Raw genomic sequence first — 20,288 nt, forward strand, 5'->3', positions numbered from 1 at the left:
AGCAATCTGAAGCCGAAGTGCTATCAGCTCGCGAACGCCGCCACCACCCCGGCCGCCACGGCCGCCCGCTCCACCATCCCGTCGATGCTGACGTGCTCGTGCCGCGCGTGCGCCCCACCGCCGACCGCACCGAGGCCGTCGAGCACGGGCCGGCCCAGCGCCGCGGCGAAGTTGCCGTCGCTGGCGCCGCCGACCGCGGTCTCGGGCAGGTCCACGCCCAGCGGGGCGGCGGCCGCCCGCGCGAGCGCGTACATCGCCGCGATCGGGGCGCTGCGCTCCATCACCGGCCGGTTCCAGCGGCCCTCGACGCGGATCGCGGCGCGGGGGTCGTGCGGGCGCAGGCCGGCGAGCAGCGCGTCGATGCGGTCCTGCGCGGCCACCGACGGCACGCGCACGTCGATCCGCGCCTCGGCCGAGCCCGCGACGACGTTCGGCCGGGTGCCTCCGCGCAGCACCCCGACGTTGACGGTGGTGCCCTCGCCGAGGTCGGTGGCGTCGTGCAGGGTGCGGACGGCGCGGGCGATCTCGTCGATCGCGCTGGCCCCTGCCGTCGGGTCCAGGCCGGCGTGCGACTCGAGCCCGTCGGCGTGCACGTCGAACAGCCCCACGCCCTTGCGCGCGGTCTTGACCGCGCCGCCGTCGGCGCTCGCCTCGAACACCAGCACGGCCGCGGCGTCCGCGCAGGCCGCCTCGATGTGCGGGCGGGAGAACGGGCTGCCGATCTCCTCGTCGCCGGTGAGCACCAGGCGCAGCGGCGGGTGCGGGAGCCCGGCGGCGCGCAGCGCGCGGACGGCCCAGACGGCCTGGACGAGCCCTGCCTTCATGTCGAACACGCCGGGCCCGCGCACCACGTCGCTGTCGACCCCGACCGGCCGCTGCGCGAGGGTGCCTGCGCTCCACACGGTGTCGTAGTGGGCCAGCACGGTGAGCGTGCGGTCGCCCACCCCGTCGTGGTCGAGGACCACGACGTCGCCGCGCTCGTCCGAGCCGTGGTGGGTCCGCCGGGCGGGCGCCCCGAGCCGCTCACCCAGCCACCCCTCGAGGTACGCCAGACCGGCGGCGAGCAGGTCGAGGTCGTCGCTGGGGGTCTCGTGCTCGGCGTAGGCGACGAGGTCCGCGACGAGGTCGGCCCGCTGCTGCGCGAGCCACCGGTGCAGGGCGGGGACGTCGAGGCCGCCGAGCACCGACGGGTCGGGAACACCGCTCACCGCCGCGCCCCCGCGAGGTCGGCGATCCGGTGCTCGGCCATCGCCGCCCCGGCCTCCAGCTCGCCGATCTGCGCCACGAGCCGCTCCAGGCCGGGAACGGCGATCCCCAGCCGCGCGGCGCGCTCCAGCACCGGGCCGTAGTGGGTGGGCACCTCGGTGGGCCGGTGCCGCACGGCGATGTCGCGCCAGATGCCGCTGCGGTCCTTGGCCTGCGTGCGCAGCCACGCGACGAGGGCGTCGGTGGCGGCGTCCTTGGCGGCCGCGTCGTCGCCCGCGTAGGGCAGCGGGTCGAACGCGTCGAAGGGCTCCAGCGCGATCCCCTCCGCCGCCGCGACCGCGTAGACCTCGGCGGCGAGCGCGTGCATCACGCCGCGGTGCCGGTCGATCAGCTCGGCCATCGGGGCGTCGGCGAGCGCGGTGGCCACGAGCATCGCGCCGAACCCGAGCTTCGACCACAGGTAGCCCGACACGTTCGCCGTGGCCTGCGCGGGCCCCCACGCCTGCAGGTCCGCGACGACCTCGCGCACCCGCGCCGAGTCCCGCCCGGAGAGCTCCCCGACGACCAGCGCGCCGAGGCCGCCGTCGCGGATCTCCCCCGGACCGACGACGTCGGCGAACAGGTTGACGAACGCGCCGACGGTGCGCTCCGCACCGACCCGGTCGGCGATCGCCTGCTCGTTGAGCCCGTTCTGCAGCGACACCACGAACCCGTCGGGGGCGAGCCGGGGCGCGATCCAGTCCAGCGCCCGGCCCGTGGCCTGCGCCTTCACCGCGAGCAGCACGCGCCCGATCCGCTCCGGGCCGGGCTCGTCGGGGGTGAGCGCGGCCGCCACCGGCACGGCGGTGCGCTCGTCGCCGCGCCGCACGACCAGCCCGTGCTCGCGGACGGCGCGCACGTGCTCGGCGTCGGCGTCCACGACGGTGACCTCGTGCCCGGCGCGGGCGAGGTGGTGGCCCAGGGTGCCGCCGATGGCCCCGGCCCCGACGATCACGTAGTTCACAGCGAACCCTCCTGCAGGACTGTGGTGGTGGGGTGGTGGACCGGCAGGGCGGTGGTGCCCGCCGTGGCGCCGCCGTCGACCCGCAGCACCGCGCCGGTGACGAACCGGGCGTCGTCGCCCGCGAGCCAGACGACGGCGGCGGCGATCTCGTCCGGCTGCCCGGGCCGGCCGAGCGGGTTGACCGCGACGGCGGACGCGTACTCGTCGGTGACCGGGTTGACCGGGCTCGCGACCTCGGCCGCCGTCATGTCGGCGAGCGGGGTGGCCGGGTAGAGGCCGGCCGCGTTGACCAGCACGTCGACCGGCCCGGCGAGCGCCGATGCGCGGTCCACGACCTCGGCACGTCCGGGGTCGGCCAGGTCGGCGACGAGCGCCCGGCCGCCGAGTCGGGCCATCGCCACCTCCAACTCCGGCGCGCGGGCGTCGACTCCGCTGACCGCGTCGCCCCGGGCCGCGAACGCCTCGGCGACGGCGAGCCCGATGCCGCCTGCCGCCCCGGTGACGAGGACGTGCCTCACGTCAGCTCCTGGCCCTTCGTCTCCGGCATCGTCGCGTAGACGGCCACGCCGATCAGCGCGGCCGCGGCGACGTAGAGCCACACGTAGTCGGCCAGCCCGTTCGAGCTCATCCAGGTGAGGATGTAGGGCGCGGTACCGCCGAAGATCGCGACGGCGAGCGCGTACGGCAGCCCGATCCCGGTGCTGCGGACCTCGGCGGGGAACTGCTCGGCCATCACGACCGCGCAGTTGGCGGAGTACCCGGCGATCAGGGTCACGCCGATCAGCTCCACCACCAGCAGCGTCCCGAACCCGCCGAGCGACAGCAGCTGGAACAACGGCCACGCGAGGAGGAGGAACCCGATCGCGAACGCCAGCAGGGTGGGCTTGCGCCCGTACCGGTCCGACAGCAGGGCCACGAACGGCAGCAGGCACAGGAAGTAGGCGATCGCGATGGTGTTGGCCAGCAGCGCCTCCTCGAGCGGGATGCCGATGGTCGTGCTGGCGTAGCCGGGCATGTAGCTGATCCACACGTAGTAGGTCAGCGTGCCCGCGATCGTGATGCCGACGACGCGCAGCGCCGCGACGGGGTGCTCGGTGAGCATGCCGATGATCGGGTGCTTGCCGCTGGTGCGCCCCTCGCCGCTGGCCCGCTGGAAGCTCTCGGTCTCCTCCACGCTCACCCGCAGCCACAGCCCGACCAGGCCGAGCAGGCCGCCCACGGCGAAGGCGACGCGCCACCCCCAGGACTGCATCGCGGCGTCGTCGAGCGTCGAGGTGAGCACGAAGCCCATGAACGACGCGATGAGCGCGCCCGCCCCGACCGACACCTGCTGCCAGGAACCCGCGAACGCCCGCCGCTTCGGCGCGGCCGACTCCACGAGGAACGACGAGGACGAGCCGAACTCGCCGCCTGCGGAGAAGCCCTGCACGAGCCGGGCGAGCAGCAGGATCAACGGGGCCGCGATGCCGATGGCGGCGTAGGTCGGGGTGATCGCGATGACGAACGCGGCGCCGGCCATCAGGCTGATGGTGAGCATCAGCCCCTTCTTGCGGCCGTGCCGGTCGGCGTAGGCGCCGAGGACGGCGCCGCCGATCGGGCGCATGATGAAGCCCACCGCGAACACCGCCAGCGTGGACAGCAGCGCGACCGTCTCGTCCCCTGGCGCGAAGAACTGCGAGGCGAAGATCGGGGCGAGGGTGGCGTAGACGGCCCAGTCCACCCACTCCACGGTGTTGCCGATCGCCCCGGCGACGATCGCCTTGCGCTGGCGCGGCGTGAGCTTGGTGCCGGCCTCGAACGACGCCCCGGTGGTCGAGTCGGTCGTCGGGTCGGTCATGGTCGGGTCTCCTCGAGCTGGGCGGCCGCAAGGGCGGCGATCTCGGCGTGCGTGGCGAACCAGACGTCCGAGTGGGCGCTGATGTGGGTGAGCAGGTCGCGCAGGACGACCAGCCGGGAGCGGTGGCCGATGATGTGCGGGTGCAGGGTGAGCTGGAAGAGCCCGCCCTCGCGGTGGGCGGCGTCGAACTCGTCGCGCCAGATCTCGAACAGCCGCCGCGGCGGCGTGTAGGGCCGCAGCCCGCCGTAGCGCTCCATCATCAGGTAGGGGGCGTCGTCGCGGATCCACTCGACCGGCAGCTCCACGATCCCGGTGCGGCGACCGTCGGCGAGCAGCTCGTAGGGGTCGTCGTCGGCCATCAGCGAGGAGTCGTAGCGCAGCCCGAGCTGCGCGATGATCTCCAGCGTGTGGTCGGAGAAGTCCCAGCTCGGCGTGCGGATACCGACGGGGCGCACGCCCGAGAGCCGCTCGAGGGTCTCGATCGCGCGACCGGTGAGGTCGAGCTCGTCGTTCCGGCTGAGCAGCATGTTCCGCTCGTGGATCCAGCCGTGCACGGCCAGCTCGTGCCCGCCCGCGACGTAGGACTCGACCTCGTCCGGGTGCAGCAGCGCCGACACCGCCGGCATGAAGAAGCTCGCGGGCACGCCGTACTCGGCCAGCAACGCGAGGATCTTGGGCGCGGCCACCCGGGAGCCGTACTCGCCCTGCGCGAGCTTGCCCGGGCGGGTCTCGCCGTCGCGCAGCGGGATCGTCTCGTGGTCGGAGTCGAAGGACAGCGCGACGGCGACCCGCGCCCCGCCCGGCCAGCTCTCCGGCACCAGCCGCTGCCCGGCGCGGACCCGGTCGACGTGGCCGCGCCACGTCGGCTCGTCCCACTGCCAGGGCTCCGGCGCGCCTTGCTCGGTCATGTCTTCCGCTCCCTCGTCCCATCGGCGCTGATGCGCACGTAGGCCCGCTTCAGCGCGCGGGCCTGCAACGTCAGGTCGGCGGTGCGCACCCCGGGGAGCGCCCCGACCGCCTCGGTCATGTAGTGGTAGAGATCCCCGTACCCGGGCAGGACCCCGTGCAGGCAGAGGTTGAACCGGCCGGTCGTCGCGCTCACGTACTGCGTCGAGCTCAGCCTCGCCAGCCGCGCTCCCACGTTCTCCAGCTCGCCGGGCTCGACGACCAGCCACTGCATGAACTCGACGTCCAGCCCGACCAGCGGCGTCTCGAACAGCGTGCGGAACCGCAGGCAGCCCCGGCGCACCAGCGACTCGACGCGCCGGGCCGCCGTGGACTCGCTCACGCCGACCGCGGCCGCGAGCTGCGCGTAGCCGGCCCGCCCGTCGTCGGCGAGCAGCCGGGCGATCGCGAACTCCTGCGGCGTGAGCCGCTCGGGCTCGCTCCACTCCCGGTGGCCGGTGCGCGCCCGGTCCGCCCGGAGCAGGGCCGTGGCCTCGGGCGCCAGCAGCCCGGTGTCCCACTCCTCGACCGCGGAGAACTTGCGGACGACCACCATCGACTCGGTCTCGACGATGTCGTCCGGGCGGGGGAGCTCCTCCACGAGCACCCGGGTGACCTCGTGGTGGTCGCGGACCACGAACTCTGCGGCCACGTCGGCGCTGCCGGTGACGACGGTGACGAAGCGCGTCTCGGGCAGGACGGCGAGCGCCTCGGCGACCGCGTTCGCCGTGCCCGGCCGGGACCGCATCCGGACCTGCAGGGAGATCCCCAGCCCGCAGCGCAGGTGGTCCAGGACGCCCGTCACCCCGACGACACCGGACTCGAGCAGCTGCTGGCCACGCCGGGCCACCGTGGACTCGGTGGCGTCGAGGGCCCGCGCGACCTGCTTCCAGGACGCGCGCCCGTTCACCTGCAGCGCGGCGACGAGCTTCCGGTCCAGCTCGCTCAGCTTGGGCGTCTCCCTCACCGCGCCACTATCTGCTGCCGGATTCTCCCAAGTCAAGCCGATCTTCTGGTGGATCTTCCCAAAAAGCACCGGCACAACAATCGGATGTCGTCGAACGCGCCGACCTGCCAGGGTAGGCGCATGATCGGTAGCGGAACGCACGTCGCCGTGGTCACCGGCGCCAACCAGGGCATCGGCGCCGCCACCGCCGTCGCCCTCGGCCGCCGCGGCACCGCGGTGCTCGTGTCCTACTTCCGTCCCGGCGACGACGCGGGCCAGTCCGACGAGTACAACCGCCTGCGGCGCGGCGACGCCGCCGACGTGGTGGCGCGGATCGAGGACGCCGGGGGGCGCGCGCACGCGGTCGAGGCCGACCTGGCCGACCCGGACGCCCCGGCCCGGCTCTTCGACGCCGCCGAGGAACGGCTCGGCCCGGTGGACGTCCTCGTCAACAACGCCAGCGGCTGGGTGCAGGACACCTTCGCCCCCGCCGAGGTCGACAAGTTCGGCCGCCCGATGCAACCGGTGACCGCGCAGACCTTCCGGCGGCAGTTCGCCGTCGACGCGATGGCGCCCGCCCTGCTGATCGCGGAGTTCGCCCGCCGGTTGCGGGCCCGCGGGGGCAGCTGGGGACGCATCGTCGGGCTCACCTCCGGCGGTCAGCACGGGTTCCCGGACGAGGTGTCCTACGGCGCGGCCAAGGCGGCCCAGGAGAACTACACGATGTCGGCGTCGGTGGAGCTGGCCGACCTGGGAGTCACCGCCAACATCGTCTACCCGCCGGTGACCGACACCGGCTGGGTCAACGACGAGGTGCGGGCCGGCGTCGCGGCGAGCCGGGAGCTCACCCACGTGGCCACCCCGGAGGAAGTGGCCGAGGTGATCGCCTGGGTGGCCTCCGAGGAGGCGCACCTGCTCAACGGGAGCGTGCTGCGCCTGCGTTGACCGGCGCCGGCACCCACCCCACCGAGCTCAGCCGGCGCGCAGGTCCAGGCCGAGATCCAGGGCGCGGACCGAGTGGGTGAGCGCTCCGACCGACAGGAAGTCCACCCCGGTCTCCGCGTACGCCCGCGCGTTCGCCAGCGCCAGCCCGCCGGACGACTCGAGCTGCGTGGGCCCGTTCCCCCGCCGCCGCACCGCCTCGCGGGTCCGCTCGACGTCGAAGTTGTCCAGCAGCACCAGCTCGGCGCCCATGGCCAGCACCTCGTCGAGCTGCTCCAGGGTGTCCACCTCCACCTCGCACGGCAGGTCGGGGGCCTGCGCCCGGGCCGCCGTCAGCGCCGCGCCGACCGAACCGGCGGCGGCCACGTGGTTGTCCTTGATCAGGACGGCGTCGCCGAGTCCGAGCCGGTGGTTCACCCCGCCGCCGCAGCGCACCGCGTACTTCTCCAGCAGCCGCAGCCCGGGAAGCGTCTTGCGGGTGTCGCGGATCCGCGCGCCGGTGCCGGCGACCGCGTCCACCCAGGCGGCCGTGGCCGTGGCGACACCGGAGAGGTGGCACAGCAGGTTCAGGGCCGTGCGCTCGGCGGTGAGCAGCGCCCGCACCGGCGCGCGGACGGTCAGCACCACGTCACCCGGCGCGAGCCGCTCGCCGTCGGCGCGGGCGTCGAGCACCTCGTAGCCGTCCACGACCTCGTCCAGTACGGCGCGCACCGCGGGCAGCCCGGCCAGCACGCCCGCCTCCCGGGCCGCGAACGCCGCGACGGCGACGGCGTCGGCCGGCACGGTGGCCGCGGTCGTCGCGTCGGGGCCGTAGCGCAGGTCCTCCTCCAGCGCCGTCGCGACGACGCGGTCCAGGTCCGCGACGTCCGGTTCCACCAGTGCACCGATCATGCCGCCACCGCCGTTCCGGTCCGCACCACCGGCTGTCCGGCGGCGTCGAGGGTCAGTTCCAGGCTCGCGCGCTGCCACACGTCGTCGCGCTCGGGGAAGTCGGTGCGCACGTGGCAGCCCCGGCTCTCGGTGCGGGTGCCGGCCGCCGCGAGCACGGCCTGCGCGAGCAGGGTGAGCGCGGCGTCCTCCACGCCGGCCCGGTCGACCGGCACCCCCACCACGGCGGCGGCCTCGACGCGGTCCGACGCCGCGGCGAGCCCTGCGGCGTCGCGACCGATCCCGGCGGCCACGGTCATCGCCTGCTGCACGACCCCGCGCGGGGCAAGCGGCACGGCCGGCGCGGCCACCAGGCACTCCCCCGCGGCGGGCCGCGGGGTGCGCGCGTCGGCCGCCACCGCCCGCGCCGCGCGAGCGCCGACGACGAGCCCTTCGAGCAGCGAGTTCGACGCCAGCCGGTTGGCGCCGTGCAGGCCGGTGCGCGCCACCTCGCCCGCGGCGTAGAGCCCCGGCACGGCGGTGCGCCCGTGCAGGTCGGTGACCACCCCGCCGCACGCGTAGTGCGCCGCCGGGGTGACGGGGATCGGCTCGCGGGCCGGATCGATGCCCGCAGCGCGGCAGGCCGCGTGCACGGTCGGGAACCGCCGGGCGAAGTCGGGGAGCGCCGTCGCGTCCAGGTGCACGCAGTCGGCGCCGGTGGCGGCGAGCGTGCGGGTGATCGCGCCCGCCACGACGTCGCGCGGGGCGAGGTCGGCGAGCGGGTGCACGCCGGTCATGAACCGCCGGCCCGCGCGGTCGAGCAGCACCGCGCCCTCGCCGCGCACGGCTTCGGTGACGAGCGGCCGCCTGCCCACCGCGGGCCCGGTGTAGAGCACCGTGGGGTGGAACTGCACGAACTCCAGGTCGGCTGCCGTCGCGCCGGCCCGCAGCGCGAGCGCCAGCCCGTCGCCGGTGGCCGTCGCCGGGTTCGTCGTGCTCAGGTACAGCTGCCCGTACCCGCCGGTGGCCAGCAGGACGGCGGGCGCGCGCAGCACCCCGGGACGGCCGGCGTCGTCGAGCACCGCGAGCCCGGTGACGGTGCCGCTGCCGTCCCGCAGCGCGTCGACGGCGACGTGGCCGACGAGCAGCGGGAGCCGCCGGTCGGTCGCCGCCGCCACGAGGGCGCGCTCCACCTCGGCGCCGGTGGCGTCACCGCCTGCGGGCACCACGCGGAACGCCGAGTGCCCGCCCTCGCGGGTGCGGGCCGGGCGGCCGTCGGGAGCGGAGTCGAACACCGCGCCGCGCGCGCGCAGCCGGGCGACGGCGGCCGGGCCGTCGGCGAGGATCTCCGCGACGGCGGCGGCGTCCGACAGGCCTGCGCCCGCGGTGAGGGTGTCGGCGACGTGCGCCTCCACGCTGTCGCCCGGCACGTCCCCCAGCACGACGGCGACGCCGCCCTGCGCGTAGCCGGTGGAACCGGCGTCGACGGCGTCCTTGGTCACGACGACGACGCGCATGCCGAGCTCGGCGGCGTCGAGCGCGGCCGTGAGCCCCGCGACCCCGGACCCGACGACGACGACGTCCGCCTCGGCCTCCCAGAGGACCGCGGTCACTCCGCACCCCCCGGCTGCCCGATCTCGATCATCCGCCGGACGGCGGCGCGGCCGCGGGCGGCGAGCTCGGGGTCGACGTGCACCTCGTCGCGGCCCTCGCGCAGCGCGCGCAGCAGCTTCTCCGGAGTGATCATCTTCATGTAGCGGCAGGAGGCGCGGTCGTTCACGGCCCGGAAGTCGATCTCGGGCGCGGCCCGGCGCAGCTGGTGCAGCATGCCGACCTCGGTGGCCACGAGCACCGAGGAGGCCCGCGACTCCCGCGCCGCGTCGAGCATGCCCCCGGTCGAGAGGATCTTCACGCGGTCCGCGGGCACCGCGCCGGTCCCGGCGAGGTAGAGCGCCGAGGTGGCGCAGCCGCACTCGGGGTGGACGAACAGCTCGGCGTCGGGGTTCGCCTCGGCCTGCGCCGTGAGGGTGGCGCCGTTGATCCCGGCGTGCACGTGGCACTCCCCCGCCCAGACGTGCATGTTCTCCCGCTGCAGCACGCGGCGGACGTGCGCGCCGAGGAACTGGTCGGGCAGGAACAGCACCTCCTTGCCGGCCGGGATCGAGGCCACGACCTCGACGGCGTTGGAGGAGGTGCAGCAGATGTCGGTCTCGGCCTTCACCGCGGCGGTCGTGTTCACGTAGGAGACGACCACGGCGCCCGGGTGCTCGGCCTTCCACGCCCGCAGCTGGTCCACGGTGATCGAGTCGGCCAGCGAGCAGCCCGCGGCGGCGTCCGGGATCAGCACCGTCTTGCCAGGGCTGAGGATCTTCGCGGTCTCGGCCATGAAGTGCACGCCGCAGAACACGATCGTCGAGGCCTGCGACTCGGCCGCGATCCGGGACAGGGCCAGCGAGTCGCCGGTGTGGTCGGCGACGTCCTGGATCTCCGGCAGCTGGTAGTTGTGCGCGAGCAGCACCGCGTCGCGGCGACGGGCCAGTGCGCGCACTTCGTCGGCCCATCCGGGCTCGAGCCCGGACCGGGCGATCGTCGGGCTGGCGGTCATGACCCCTCCTGGTTTTCGACTATGAGTCGTAAACGAGGGCGATCGTAACAGCGGCAACGCCACCGCAACCCCTCCGCGTGACCGGGACCTCATCCCGGGGCAACCCGACGTTCACCGCGCTCGCCGGGGTGGTCGGCACCCTACGATCCGTCACATGACGCGCCCGACCGAGCACGAGGTGCTGGCCGCGGTGCTCCAGATCCGGTGCGGCGCGCTGCAGGTCCTCGCCTGGCAGCGGGCCCGGCCGCCGGACTCCGGCCGCTGGGCGCTGCCCGGCGGCCTGCTCGGCGACGACGAGGACGTCGAGCGGTCGGTCCGCCGCCAGCTCGCCGAGAAGGTCGACGTCCGGGAGGTCACCCACGTCGAGCAGATCGCGGTGTTCAGCCGGCCGGACCGGGTGCCCGGCACCCGGCGGATCGCCACCGCCTTCCTCGGCCTCGTCCCGTCCGACGCCGACCCGGCGGTCCCGGCGGACACGGCGTGGCACCCGCTGGCGGCACCCCCCGCCACGGCGCTCGAGAAGGCGGCGTTCGACCACGCCGCGATCGTCGACGACGCCCGGGACCGGCTGCGGGCCAAGCTCTCCTACACCAACCTCGGCTTCGCACTGGCGCCGCGCGAGTTCACGATCTCCGCGCTGCGCGACCTCTACGCCGCCGCGCTGGGCCACCCGGTCTCGGCCACGAACCTGCAGCGCGTGCTCACCCGGCGCCGGGTGCTCGAACCGACCGGCGCGATGGCCCCGCCCGGGCCCGCGGGCGGCCGCCCCGCCGCGCTCTTCCGCTTCACCGAGCGCACCCTGCGCGTCACCGACGCCTTCGCCGTGCTGCGACCGCCGGGCGAGGGCGCGCGCACCGCCGTACCGTAGCGCCCGTGCCCGAGTCGCTTCCGCTGTTCCCGCTGGGCACCGTGCTGCTCCCCGGGGCCACGCTGCCGCTGCACATCTTCGAGCCGCGGTACCGCCAGCTCGTCGTCGACCTCGTCACCGGCGCCGTCCCCGACCGGGAGTTCGGCGTCGTCGCCGTCCGCGAGGGCTTCGTCCCCGACGACGACGGCATCGCCGGCCTGCACGCGATCGGGTGCACCGCGCACCTGCGCGACGTGCACCGGCTGCCCGACGGGCGGTTCGACGTCGTCACGCGCGGCGCCCGGCGGTTCCGCCTGCTCGACCTGGACGAGGACTCGAAGCCCTACCTGCTGGGCTCGGTCGAGTTCCTGCCCGACGACGCGCCTGCCGACGCGGCCCCTCCGGAGATGACGGAGGTCCTCGCCACCGCCGCCCGGGCCGCCCACCGGCGCTACTGCCGCACCGCCTGGAAGACCGGCGACTGGACCGAGCCCGAACCCGACGTCGAGCCCGCCGCCCTGCCGCACGTGCTCGCCGCCGACTGCCTGCTGCCGATCAGCGACCGCCAGCGGCTGCTCGAGCAGACCTCACCCGTGGAGCGGCTGCGGCTGGTGCGGGTGCTGCTCGCGCGCGAGACCGGCCTGCTCGCCCAGCTGCGCGCCGTGCCGACGCCGATCACCACCTACGCGGTGGATCACAGCGTCAATTGATGCAGTGCACCGACACGACGTCGACAAGCTGATCGATGCCGCGGAAGTCGTCCGGGTTCATCGTGAGCAGCGGTATACGGGCCGCGGCCGCGGTCGCCGCGATCTGCAGGTCGAGACGACGGGGCCGCGGGTTGCGGCCGGCAGCCCGAACCAACGTGGCGAGCACACCGTAGAGCTTCGCCTCCTCGATCCCGTACGGAATGATCTCCAGGTCGGTCAGCACGGTGCGAAGGCGAGCTTGCCGAGCTCCTGGATCGGGTCCGCTGGTGGCTCCGAAAGCGAGCTCACCGACGCTGATCGCGCTCGCAACCATGACCGAGCCCTGGTGGTCCCCCAGGTCAATGCGCTCGAGATCGATCAGCACGCACGTGTCGAGCAGCGCGTACGCCAACTCAGTACTCGATACGGTCGTCGCCGAAGATCAAATCATCTGCCTCACGATCCCGGCGCCATTGCTCGACGTCGATCGGGGGGAGGGTGCGGAAGTGCTCCTGCAGCTCACGACCGGTGTACTGCCGCTTCCTCGGGTTACTAGCGTGCGGCACGAGGTCGGCGACAGGCTTGCCGTTGCGGGTGATGACGAAGGCCTCCCCCGCCTCGACCCGCCGCATGATCTCGGCGTTGTCGTTGCGGAGCTGGCGCTGGCCGATGGTCTCGGGCATGCCCCACCGTAGCACTGAATGTGCTACGGCGGACGCGGGCCCTCAGTGCCAGCCGTACTGCTCCCGCAGCCGCTGCGCCACCCGGTCGAACCGGGGGCGGTCCAGCACCGCACCCTCACGACGGATGCCCTGCTCCTCCACCGCCAGCACGCGGTCGAGGCGGACGTAGGACTCGCGGCCCTGCCGGTCCCAGTCCCCCGTGCCGACGGAGACCCACTCGCGGTGCCCGGCCCGGTCCTCCTGGCTGGACAGCATCAGCCCGACCAGCTCCGCACCCTCGCGCCCGACGACGAGCAGCGGCCGGTCCTTGCCGCGGCCGTCGTCCTCCTCGTACGGCACCCAGGCCCAGACGATCTCGCCGGGATCGGCGACGCCGTCGAGGTCGGGCGAGTAGATGATCGTGCGGGTGCGCTCGCCCGTCGGCGCGCTGCGGGCCCGCGCCCGCTGCGCCGTACCCGACGACCGCCCCGAGAGCAGGTCCTGACCGATCCGCACTGCCTGCCGCAGCACCCTGCCCCAGTCCGCCATGCCCTACAGCATGACGCCCGCTCCCGGCGGCCCGACGGTGGGTCAGGAGTGCCGCTCGCCGTGGCGGCTGCAGCGGGCCGTCCAGCCGTCCGGCGTCACCTGCACGACCATCCGGCGCGCGCAGTCCGGGCAGTACCGCGGCGGCTCGAGCGCGCGTCGGTCCGCGCAGCGCGCGTGCTCGCCTTCCGCGGCGGGGTTCCCGCACTGGTCGCAGAAGGCCACCACGAGCTCCACTAGATCGTCTCGCTCAGTGCCTTGATCGGCATCTGCAGCTCGCCGAGCAGGTCGATGTCGGTCTCGGCCGGGCGGCCCAGCGTGGTGAGGTAGTTGCCGACGATCACCGCGTTGATGCCGCCGAGCAGGCCGCGCCGGGCGCCGAGGTCGCCGAGGGTGATCTCGCGCCCGCCGGCGAAGCGGAGCACCGTGCGCGGCAGCGCCAGCCGGAAGGCCGCGACGGCGCGCAGCGCGTCCGGCCCGGACACCGGCTCGAGATCACCGAACGGGGTGCCGGGGCGCGGGTTGAGGAAGTTCAGCGGCACCTCGTCCGGCGTGAGCGAGGCGAGCTGGCCGGCGAACTCGGCGCGCTGCTCGAGGGTCTCCCCCATCCCGAGGATCCCGCCGCAGCAGACCTCCATGCCGGCCTCGCGCACCAGCCGCAGCGTCTCCCAGCGCTCCTCCCAGGTGTGGGTGGTCACCACGTTCGGGAAGTGCGAGCGCGCGGTCTCCAGGTTGTGGTTGTAGCGGTGCACGCCCATCGCGGCGAGCTGCTCGACCTGCTCGGGGGTGAGCATGCCCAGCGAGCAGGCGATGTTGATGTCGACCTCGTCCTTGATCGCCGCGATTCCCGCGGCGACCTGGGCCATCAGCCGCTCGTTCGGCCCGCGGACGGCCGCGACGATGCAGAACTCCGTGGCGCCCGTCTTCGCCGTCTGCTTGGCCGCCTCGACCAGCGAGGGGACGTCCAGCCACGCCGAGCGCACCGGCGAGTCGAACAGGCCCGACTGGGAGCAGAAGTGGCAGTCCTCCGGGCAGCCGCCGGTCTTGAGCGAGATGATGCCCTCGACCTCGACCTCCGGGCCGCACCAGCGCATCCGCACCTCGTGGGCCAGCGCGAGCAGCGGGTCGAGCGCGTCGTCGGGCAGGCGGAGCACCTCGAGCACCTGCTCGCCCGACAGCCCCTCGCCGGCCTCCAGGACCTGCTGCCGTGCGGTGTCGAGGATGTCGAATCGGGTCATCGTCACAGCTGCGGAGTCTGCCAAACGCCACCCAGTTCCGCAGCCAGACTGTGACGCGCGACCGTCGCGAACCGCTCCGGCGCGAGCGCGCCCGCCCCGTCGGGCAGGGCGCCGAGCAGCGGCACACCGCTCGTGGCGGGCAGGTCGGCGAGGTTGCAGCGGGCCGCGAGGTCCGGTTCGGCGGGCCACGCGCCGATCACGACGCCCGCGCAGCCCAGCCCGCGGGAGCGCAGCGCGGCGACCGTGAGCTCCGTGGCGTTGAGCGTGCCGAGCCCGGCGGCGGCCACCACGAGCACCGGCGCGGCGAGCAGCCCGGCGACGTCGGCGAGCGTGCCGTCGGCGTCGAAGCGCACCAGCAGCCCGCCCGCGCCCTCGACGAGCACCAGGTCGTGCTCCGCGGCGAGCGCGGTGGCCGCCTGCGCCGCGGCGGCCGGGGTGACGGGCGCCGCGCCCACGCGCCGGGCGGCGGTGTCGGGGGCGAGGGGGTCCGGGTAGCGCGCCAGCTCGCGCCCGGTGGTGCCGGGCACCAGCCGGGCGACGTCCGCCAGGTCCCCCGGCTCCCCGGGGGCCACCCCGGTCTGCGCGGGCTTGAGCACGGCCACCCGTTCCCCCCGTGCCGCGGCGACCGCGGCCAGCGCGGCCGTGACCACCGTCTTCCCGACCCCCGTGCCGGTCCCCGTGACGACCAGGACGCGGCCGGTCACGGCGCGGCCACCAGCGTCAGCACCTCCGCGAGCACGCCGCGGACGAGCGCGACGTCGGCCTCGGTGAGGGTGGCCCGGGCGGTCAGGCGGAGCCGGCTGGTCCCCTCCGGGACCGACGGTGGGCGGAAGCAGCCCACCCGCAGGCCGCGCTCGGCGCAGCGCCGGGCCGCGGCCACGGCGACGTCGGGCTCCCCGAGCACCACAGCCACCACGGCCGACGGCGGAGCGGGCACGCCCGCGGCGGCGGCCAGCGCGGCCGCCGCCCGCAGCACCGCGTCGGGGCGGCGCGGCTCGTCGCCCAGGACGCGCAGGGCGGCCAGCGCGGCGCCTGCGGACGCGGGCGCGAGGCCGGTGTCGAAGATGAACGAGCGCGCCGTGTCCACCAGGTGCGCGACGACGGCCGCCGGCGCGAGCACGGCGCCCCCCTGGCTCCCGAGCGCCTTCGACAGCGTGACCGTGGCGACCACGTCGTCGGCGCCGGCCAGCCCGGCCTCGGCGAGCAACCCGCGCCCGCCCGGCCCGACGACGCCCAGTCCGTGCGCCTCGTCCACCACCAGCAGGGTGCCGTGCCCGCGGCAGACGCCGTGCAGCGCGTGCAGCGGCGCGAGCCCGCCGTCGACGCTGTTGACGCTCTCGGTCACGACGAGGGCGCGCGCCTCCGTCCGGGCCGCGAGTGCGGCGTCGACGGCGTCCGGATCGTCGTGCGGCACCACCACGACCCGCGCCCGCGAGAGCCGGCAGGCGTCCACGAGCGAGGCGTGGTTGGCCGCGTCGGACACGATCAGCGCGTCCGGCCCGGACAGCGCCGTGAGGACGCCGAGGTTCGCCGCGTAGCCGGAGGAGAACACGAGCGCCGCCTCGGCCCCGGTGAACGCGGCGAGCTCGGCCTCCAGCTCGGCGTGCAGCGCCGTGGTGCCGGTCACCAGCCGCGACCCGGTGGCGCCCGCCCCCCAGGTCCGGGCCGCCCGCACCGCGCCGTCGATCACGCGGGGGTCGGTGGCGAGGCCGAGGTAGTCGTTGCCGGCGAGGTCGAGCAGCGGCTCGTCCGCCGCACGCGGACGCAGCTCCCGGCGCAGCCCGGCCGCGCGCCTGCGGGCGGCGTGCGGGGCGAGCCAGGCGAGCGGGTGCACGGGATGGGGGGACGTCACGGACCAGACGGTAGCCACGGCAACCGCCGCGACACACGCCGTCCGGGTGCAGGTCACTCCGCCGCGCGGAACTCCTGCGCCTCCTCGTCGAGCACCAGCACGCGGGCCGTGGGGATGTCGAAGTACAGCCCCATCAGCGCCGCGTCGACGTCGCGGGCGCGCAGCACCGCGAGCTGCACCGCGACGTTCACCATGGCCAGCGCCTCGACCTCGCCGTACCCGGCCGCGAACGCGTGGCGCGCCACCGGGTGCCCGGCGCGCAGCGCCTCCAGGCTGGACACACCGGCGCTGAGCCAGTCCCCGAGGGCGTCGCCGGGCTCGGGCGCCCCGTCGAGCAGCCCCCGCATCGCCCCGCACCCGGAGTGCCCGCACACCGCGATCAGCGGGACGCGCAGCACCTCCGTGGCGTACTGCAGGGCGGCGTGCACCGAGGTGCCTGCCACGAGGTTGCCCACGTTCTGGACGGTGAACAGGTCACCGGGCCCGCTGCGGGTGATCAGGTTGGGTTGGACTCGCGAGTCGGCGCAGCACAGCAGCAGCCCCTTCGGCGCCTGGCCGTGGGCGAGCCCTTCGAGCGTCGGGCGGACGAGCTCCGCCGCGTCGGAGTGGTAAGCGGCGACGCCTGCGAGCAGCGGGGCGTGCGGCGTGTGGTCGACCTCCTGCCACTGCGACCACGTCGCGTACCGGTGCAGGGTCGGCCCGTCGAGCCCGTCCCGCGCTCCGGGCTCGGTGACGGTGACCTCGCCACCGCTCGCGCGCCGCCGAGCCGTCCAGGCGTCCAGGTGGTCGAAGGCGGTGTGGTCGAGGTAGTCGACGACGAGCTCGAGCCGGACCGGGACGTCGGCGGGCACCCCGGCCAGCGTGCGGGAGAGCGCGGGCACCGACAGGAAGCTCAGGCTGCCCTCGACGACCACGCGCCACGGCGCAGCGCCGTCCGGTTCGACGATCCGGACGCGGGCCCGCGCGGCGCGGTGCAGCATCACCAGGCCGGCGAGGACCAGCCCGATGATCACCCCCTCCAGCAGGTTCAGCAGGAGCACGCCGGCGACCGTGCCGAGGTAGACCAGCAGCTCGCCGTGCGCGCGGGCCCCGCGGATGTCCGACGGCTTCACGAGCTGGACGCCGACGACGACGAGCAGCCCACCGAGCGCGGCCATCGGGATCAGCTCGATCACCCCCACCAGCACGATCCCGAACAGGGCGATCCAGAGGCCGTGCAGCACCGCCGAGGCGCGCGTGCGCGCCCCGGCCGCGACGTTGGTGGAACTGCGCACGATCACGCCGGTCACGGGCAGGCCGCCGAGCACACCGGAGAGCGTGTTGGCCGCGCCCTGCCCGATCAGCTCCCGGTCCGGGTTGCTCCGCGGGCCGGAGTGCATGCGGTCGACCGCGACGGCGGACAGGAGGCTCTCGACGCTCGCGACGAGCGCGATCGTCAGCATGCCGCCGAGCACGGCGGCCCACGGCACGTCGGGGAGCAGCGTCGGCAGCGTGACCGCCTCGAGCAGCCCGCCGGGCAGGTCGACCCGGGGGATGCCGGTGAACGGCAGGGCGAGCGCGGTGACCGCCGTGACGGCGACGAGGTGCCCCGGGACCAGCCGCATCCGCCGCGGCAGCCGGGGCCACAGCAGCAGCAGCGCGATCGTGGCGAGACCGGCCAGCGCGGGGCCCGGGGCGATCCCCGCGAGCGCGCCCGGCAGCTCGACGAGCGCGGCCACCGCGCCCGTCGGCGGCGAACCGCCCAGCACGACGTGCAGCTGGGAGAGCGCGATCGTGACGCCGATCCCGGCCAGCATGCCGTGCACGACGGCAGGCGGGATGGCCTGGCTGAACCGCGCGATGCGCACGAGGCCGAACAGGATCTGCAGCAGCCCGGCACCGGCGGTGATCAGGCAGGTGACCTGCCAGCCGAACCGGGCCACCATCTCGGCGACCACCACGGTGAGACCGGCGGCCGGCCCGCTGACCTGCAGCGGTGTGCCGCCGAGCAGGCCGGCGACGATCCCGCCGACGACAGCGGCGATCAGCCCGGCCATGAGCGGCGCGCCGGAGGCGAGGGCGATGCCCAACGAGAGGGGCACGGCGACGAGGAAGACGACGAGCGAGGCGAGCACGTCCGCGCGGACGGTGTCGCGGCGGCGCGGCGGGGAGTGCTGGTCGGGGCGGGGCGGGGAGGTGGTCATCTCAGGCTCCGGACAGACGTCGGGACGACCGGCGGCGGTGCGCGAGTCGGGGACAACCGGCGGCAGTGCGCGGCGGTGGGGCAACGATCTCCATCGGCTGTCCGTTCCGCCGGTTTCGTCCGATCCGCGCTCACCGCACCCGCCGTAACCCGGCATTCATGTTCATCTGGATGGCGTGATCCATACTGGTCGGGAGCGCGGGCCGGAAGGCGGGAAGCCGGGCGCTTTGCCCCTTTCGGGCGTATTGCCGGAACACTCGGTCGGGTGGTGTGCGCCCTGCGCTGCGCATGACCCGCGCGACGGCCGAGTGCGCGCCACGTCGGCGCTGCTCCGTCCGCACACCCCGTCGCACTACTCTGGGCCGCCATGACCGCAGCCGACACCGCTCACCCGGCGTTCTCGCGCCGTCGCGAGCTCGGGGCCACCAGCGCCCGCTCGCTGCTGCTGACGGTGCTCGGCGAGTTCGTGCTGCCCCGTGACGAGCCCGTCTGGACCCAGGTGCTCGTCGACGTGCTGGGCCGCCTCGGCGTGGAGGCCAAGTCCGCCCGCCAGGCACTCGCGCGCACCGCCGCCGAGGGCATGCTCGCATCGGACCGCGCCGGTCGCCGCGTCCGGTGGTCGCTCACCGCGAAGGGCCGCCGCCTGCTGTCCGACGGCGCGCAGCGGATCTACGGCTTCGGCGCCGCCGGGCACGCCTGGGACGGGCGGTGGCTGGTGCTGCTCGTCAGCGTGCCGGAGTCGCGCCGCCGGCTGCGGCACCGGCTGCGGACCCGCCTGGCATGGGCCGGCCTGGGCTCACCGGCCCCCGGCGTGTGGCTGACGCCCGACCCGGACAAGCAGGACGAGGTGGCCGGCGTGGTGGACGACCTCGGGCTCGGCGCCGTCACGAGCTCGTTCGTCGGGCCCTTCGGCGGGATCGGCACCCCCCGGCAGGTGGTGGAGCAGGCCTGGGACCTCGCCGAGGTGGAGGCCGCTTACGAGGAGTTCCTCGACGCGTTCACCGACGCCTCGCCGGTGACCCCCGCGGACGTGCTCACCCACCAGATCCACCTGGTGCACGCCTGGCGCCGGTTCCCGTTCCTCGACCCGAAGCTGCCGGCCGAGCTGCTGCCCGACGGCTGGGCAGGCGCCCGGGCCGCCGCATTGTTCGACACGCTGCACGACCGGTGGGCCGAGACCGCCCAGCGACAGTGGGAGCACCTCGCGAGGAGTTCCTCCCCGTGAGCGATCCACGGGGCAGCTGGTAATACTGGCGCTATTCTTACCGGGTGCGCATCACGAGCAAAGGCCAGGTGACGATCCCGCAGGAGGTGCGTCGGGAGCTGGGGCTCGAGCCGGGCGACGAGGTGGAGATCGTCGTGCAGGACGGGGCTGCCAAGATCGTGCCTGCTCGTGGGCCTTCCGGCCGCGGGCGACGCGTCGTGGACGCGCTCCTCGGCCGCGGGGACGTCGATCTGACCACCGACGAGATCATGGCGCTCACCCGCGGTGACTGAGGTGGCGCGGGGCGGCACACTGGTCGACTCGAACGTCCTGCTCGACATCTTCACCCAGGACCCGGTGTGGGCGCAGTGGTCGGCCGAGCGGCTGGCAGAAGCCCTCGACCAGGGCCCCGTAGTGATCAACCAGGTCGTGTACGGCGAGGTCTCCCTGAGGTTCTCGCGCATCGAAGACCTCGACGCGGTGCTCGCGCCCGACCGGTTCGTGCGGGCCAATCTGCCGTGGGCAGCGGCGTTCCTCGCCGCCCGCTGCTTCCGCACCTACCGCGGTCGCGGCGGCACCCGCACGTCGACGCTGCCGGACTTCCTCATCGGCGCGCATGCCGCGGTGCTCGGCCTCACTGTGCTCACCCGCGACACCGCCCGCTACCGGACGTACTTCCCGTCCGTGCAGCTCGTGGCGCCGGAGAACGCCTGACGG

General features: G+C 74.9%; 23 protein-coding genes. 6 read left to right on the top strand and 17 right to left on the bottom strand.

Annotated elements, in window-relative coordinates; translation table 11 throughout:
* Positions 1 to 23 precede the first annotated feature (23 nt).
* Genes FB558_RS43790 through FB558_RS03895 form a run of 6 tightly spaced genes read right to left on the bottom strand, consistent with a single transcriptional unit; the run spans position 24 to position 5,958 of the window.
* Positions 24 to 1,208 carry a M20/M25/M40 family metallo-hydrolase gene (locus tag FB558_RS43790; protein ID WP_246106239.1) on the bottom strand — a complete coding sequence of 395 codons (1,185 nt, stop codon included), beginning with the start codon at positions 1,206 to 1,208 and terminating at the stop codon, positions 24 to 26.
* A complete protein-coding gene (locus FB558_RS43795; RefSeq protein WP_211366060.1) occupies positions 1,205 to 2,209 on the bottom strand; it encodes a ketopantoate reductase family protein in 1,005 nt (334 codons plus the stop codon). The genes FB558_RS43790 and FB558_RS43795 overlap by 4 nt, the downstream gene beginning before the upstream one ends.
* The gene (locus tag FB558_RS03880) at positions 2,206 to 2,727 is read right to left on the bottom strand and encodes an SDR family NAD(P)-dependent oxidoreductase (RefSeq protein ID WP_142048159.1); all 522 of its coding nucleotides are present in this window, start codon (positions 2,725 to 2,727) and stop codon (positions 2,206 to 2,208) included. The genes FB558_RS43795 and FB558_RS03880 overlap by 4 nt, the downstream gene beginning before the upstream one ends.
* Positions 2,724 to 4,046: an MFS transporter gene (locus FB558_RS03885; protein WP_142048161.1), complete on the bottom strand. Its 1,323-nt coding sequence runs from the start codon at positions 4,044 to 4,046 to the stop codon at positions 2,724 to 2,726. The genes FB558_RS03880 and FB558_RS03885 overlap by 4 nt, the downstream gene beginning before the upstream one ends.
* Positions 4,043 to 4,954 (bottom strand): polysaccharide deacetylase family protein, encoded by a 912-nt coding sequence (locus tag FB558_RS03890; RefSeq protein ID WP_142048163.1) that lies wholly within the window; start codon positions 4,952 to 4,954, stop codon positions 4,043 to 4,045. Before FB558_RS03890 ends, FB558_RS03885 begins: the two co-directional genes overlap by 4 nt.
* Positions 4,951 to 5,958, bottom strand: coding sequence for an Lrp/AsnC family transcriptional regulator (locus tag FB558_RS03895; protein WP_142048165.1), 1,008 nt, complete (start codon positions 5,956 to 5,958; stop codon positions 4,951 to 4,953). The genes FB558_RS03890 and FB558_RS03895 overlap by 4 nt, the downstream gene beginning before the upstream one ends.
* A gap of 120 nt (positions 5,959 to 6,078) precedes the next feature.
* Here FB558_RS03895 and FB558_RS03900 point away from each other — a divergent pair, with 120 nt between their 5' ends.
* Positions 6,079 to 6,882, top strand: coding sequence for an SDR family NAD(P)-dependent oxidoreductase (locus FB558_RS03900; protein ID WP_142048167.1), 804 nt, complete (start codon positions 6,079 to 6,081; stop codon positions 6,880 to 6,882).
* 27 nt (positions 6,883 to 6,909) lie between these two features.
* Here FB558_RS03900 and nadC read toward each other — a convergent pair whose 3' ends face one another.
* From nadC to nadA, 3 genes are read right to left on the bottom strand one after another with little or no spacing between them, the layout of a single operon-like run.
* Positions 6,910 to 7,770, bottom strand: coding sequence for a carboxylating nicotinate-nucleotide diphosphorylase (gene nadC, locus FB558_RS03905; protein ID WP_142048169.1), 861 nt, complete (start codon positions 7,768 to 7,770; stop codon positions 6,910 to 6,912).
* A complete protein-coding gene (locus FB558_RS03910) occupies positions 7,767 to 9,359 on the bottom strand; it encodes an L-aspartate oxidase (RefSeq protein WP_142048171.1) in 1,593 nt (530 codons plus the stop codon). The genes nadC and FB558_RS03910 overlap by 4 nt, the downstream gene beginning before the upstream one ends.
* A complete protein-coding gene (nadA, locus tag FB558_RS03915) occupies positions 9,356 to 10,351 on the bottom strand; it encodes a quinolinate synthase NadA (RefSeq protein ID WP_142048173.1) in 996 nt (331 codons plus the stop codon). Before nadA ends, FB558_RS03910 begins: the two co-directional genes overlap by 4 nt.
* A gap of 154 nt (positions 10,352 to 10,505) precedes the next feature.
* On the opposite strand from nadA, the gene FB558_RS03920 reads away from it, so the two are divergent.
* Positions 10,506 to 11,219: an NUDIX hydrolase gene (locus FB558_RS03920; protein ID WP_142048175.1), complete on the top strand. Its 714-nt coding sequence runs from the start codon at positions 10,506 to 10,508 to the stop codon at positions 11,217 to 11,219.
* A gap of 5 nt (positions 11,220 to 11,224) precedes the next feature.
* Positions 11,225 to 11,908 carry an LON peptidase substrate-binding domain-containing protein gene (locus FB558_RS03925; RefSeq protein WP_142048177.1) on the top strand — a complete coding sequence of 228 codons (684 nt, stop codon included), beginning with the start codon at positions 11,225 to 11,227 and terminating at the stop codon, positions 11,906 to 11,908.
* Here FB558_RS03925 and FB558_RS03930 read toward each other — a convergent pair.
* From FB558_RS03930 to FB558_RS03965, 8 genes are read right to left on the bottom strand one after another with little or no spacing between them, the layout of a single operon-like run.
* Positions 11,901 to 12,299, bottom strand: a complete 399-nt coding sequence (locus FB558_RS03930; protein ID WP_142048179.1) for a type II toxin-antitoxin system VapC family toxin — start codon at positions 12,297 to 12,299, stop codon at positions 11,901 to 11,903. The two genes, FB558_RS03925 and FB558_RS03930, sit on opposite strands and share 8 nt — an antisense overlap.
* A 1-nt stretch (position 12,300) precedes the next feature.
* Positions 12,301 to 12,570, bottom strand: a complete 270-nt coding sequence (locus FB558_RS03935) for a type II toxin-antitoxin system Phd/YefM family antitoxin (protein ID WP_142048181.1) — start codon at positions 12,568 to 12,570, stop codon at positions 12,301 to 12,303.
* A 42-nt stretch (positions 12,571 to 12,612) separates the two neighbouring features.
* Entirely contained in the window at positions 12,613 to 13,098 is a 486-nt protein-coding gene (locus FB558_RS03940; RefSeq protein WP_142048183.1) for a type II toxin-antitoxin system PemK/MazF family toxin, read from the bottom strand.
* A gap of 42 nt (positions 13,099 to 13,140) precedes the next feature.
* Positions 13,141 to 13,332: a biotin synthase auxiliary protein BsaP gene (gene bsaP / locus FB558_RS03945; RefSeq protein ID WP_425467964.1), complete on the bottom strand. Its 192-nt coding sequence runs from the start codon at positions 13,330 to 13,332 to the stop codon at positions 13,141 to 13,143.
* Positions 13,332 to 14,333 (bottom strand): biotin synthase BioB, encoded by a 1,002-nt coding sequence (gene bioB / locus FB558_RS03950; RefSeq protein ID WP_142048185.1) that lies wholly within the window; start codon positions 14,331 to 14,333, stop codon positions 13,332 to 13,334. Before bioB ends, bsaP begins: the two co-directional genes overlap by 1 nt.
* 2 nt (positions 14,334 to 14,335) lie before the next feature.
* Complete coding sequence (gene bioD / locus FB558_RS03955) at positions 14,336 to 15,037, bottom strand: dethiobiotin synthase (protein ID WP_211366063.1); 702 nt, start codon at positions 15,035 to 15,037, stop codon at positions 14,336 to 14,338.
* Entirely contained in the window at positions 15,034 to 16,185 is a 1,152-nt protein-coding gene (locus FB558_RS03960; protein ID WP_246106240.1) for an 8-amino-7-oxononanoate synthase, read from the bottom strand. The genes bioD and FB558_RS03960 overlap by 4 nt, the downstream gene beginning before the upstream one ends.
* A gap of 53 nt (positions 16,186 to 16,238) precedes the next feature.
* On the bottom strand, positions 16,239 to 18,368 hold the full coding sequence (locus FB558_RS03965) for a SulP family inorganic anion transporter (protein ID WP_142048187.1): 2,130 nt from the start codon (positions 18,366 to 18,368) through the stop codon (positions 16,239 to 16,241).
* Positions 18,369 to 18,734: 366 nt separating this feature from the next.
* Here FB558_RS03965 and FB558_RS03970 point away from each other — a divergent pair, with 366 nt between their 5' ends.
* Genes FB558_RS03970 through FB558_RS03980 form a run of 3 tightly spaced genes read left to right on the top strand, consistent with a single transcriptional unit; the run spans position 18,735 to position 20,285 of the window.
* The gene (locus tag FB558_RS03970) at positions 18,735 to 19,592 is read left to right on the top strand and encodes a PaaX family transcriptional regulator (RefSeq protein ID WP_142048189.1); all 858 of its coding nucleotides are present in this window, start codon (positions 18,735 to 18,737) and stop codon (positions 19,590 to 19,592) included.
* 44 nt (positions 19,593 to 19,636) lie between these two features.
* Positions 19,637 to 19,864, top strand: coding sequence for an AbrB/MazE/SpoVT family DNA-binding domain-containing protein (locus FB558_RS03975; protein WP_142048191.1), 228 nt, complete (start codon positions 19,637 to 19,639; stop codon positions 19,862 to 19,864).
* Complete coding sequence (locus tag FB558_RS03980; RefSeq protein WP_211366069.1) at positions 19,857 to 20,285, top strand: type II toxin-antitoxin system VapC family toxin; 429 nt, start codon at positions 19,857 to 19,859, stop codon at positions 20,283 to 20,285. The genes FB558_RS03975 and FB558_RS03980 overlap by 8 nt, the downstream gene beginning before the upstream one ends.
* Positions 20,286 to 20,288 lie beyond the last annotated feature (3 nt).

The sequence above is a fragment of the Pseudonocardia kunmingensis genome (genome assembly GCF_006716445.1).
Lineage (GTDB): Bacteria > Actinomycetota > Actinomycetes > Mycobacteriales > Pseudonocardiaceae > Pseudonocardia > Pseudonocardia kunmingensis.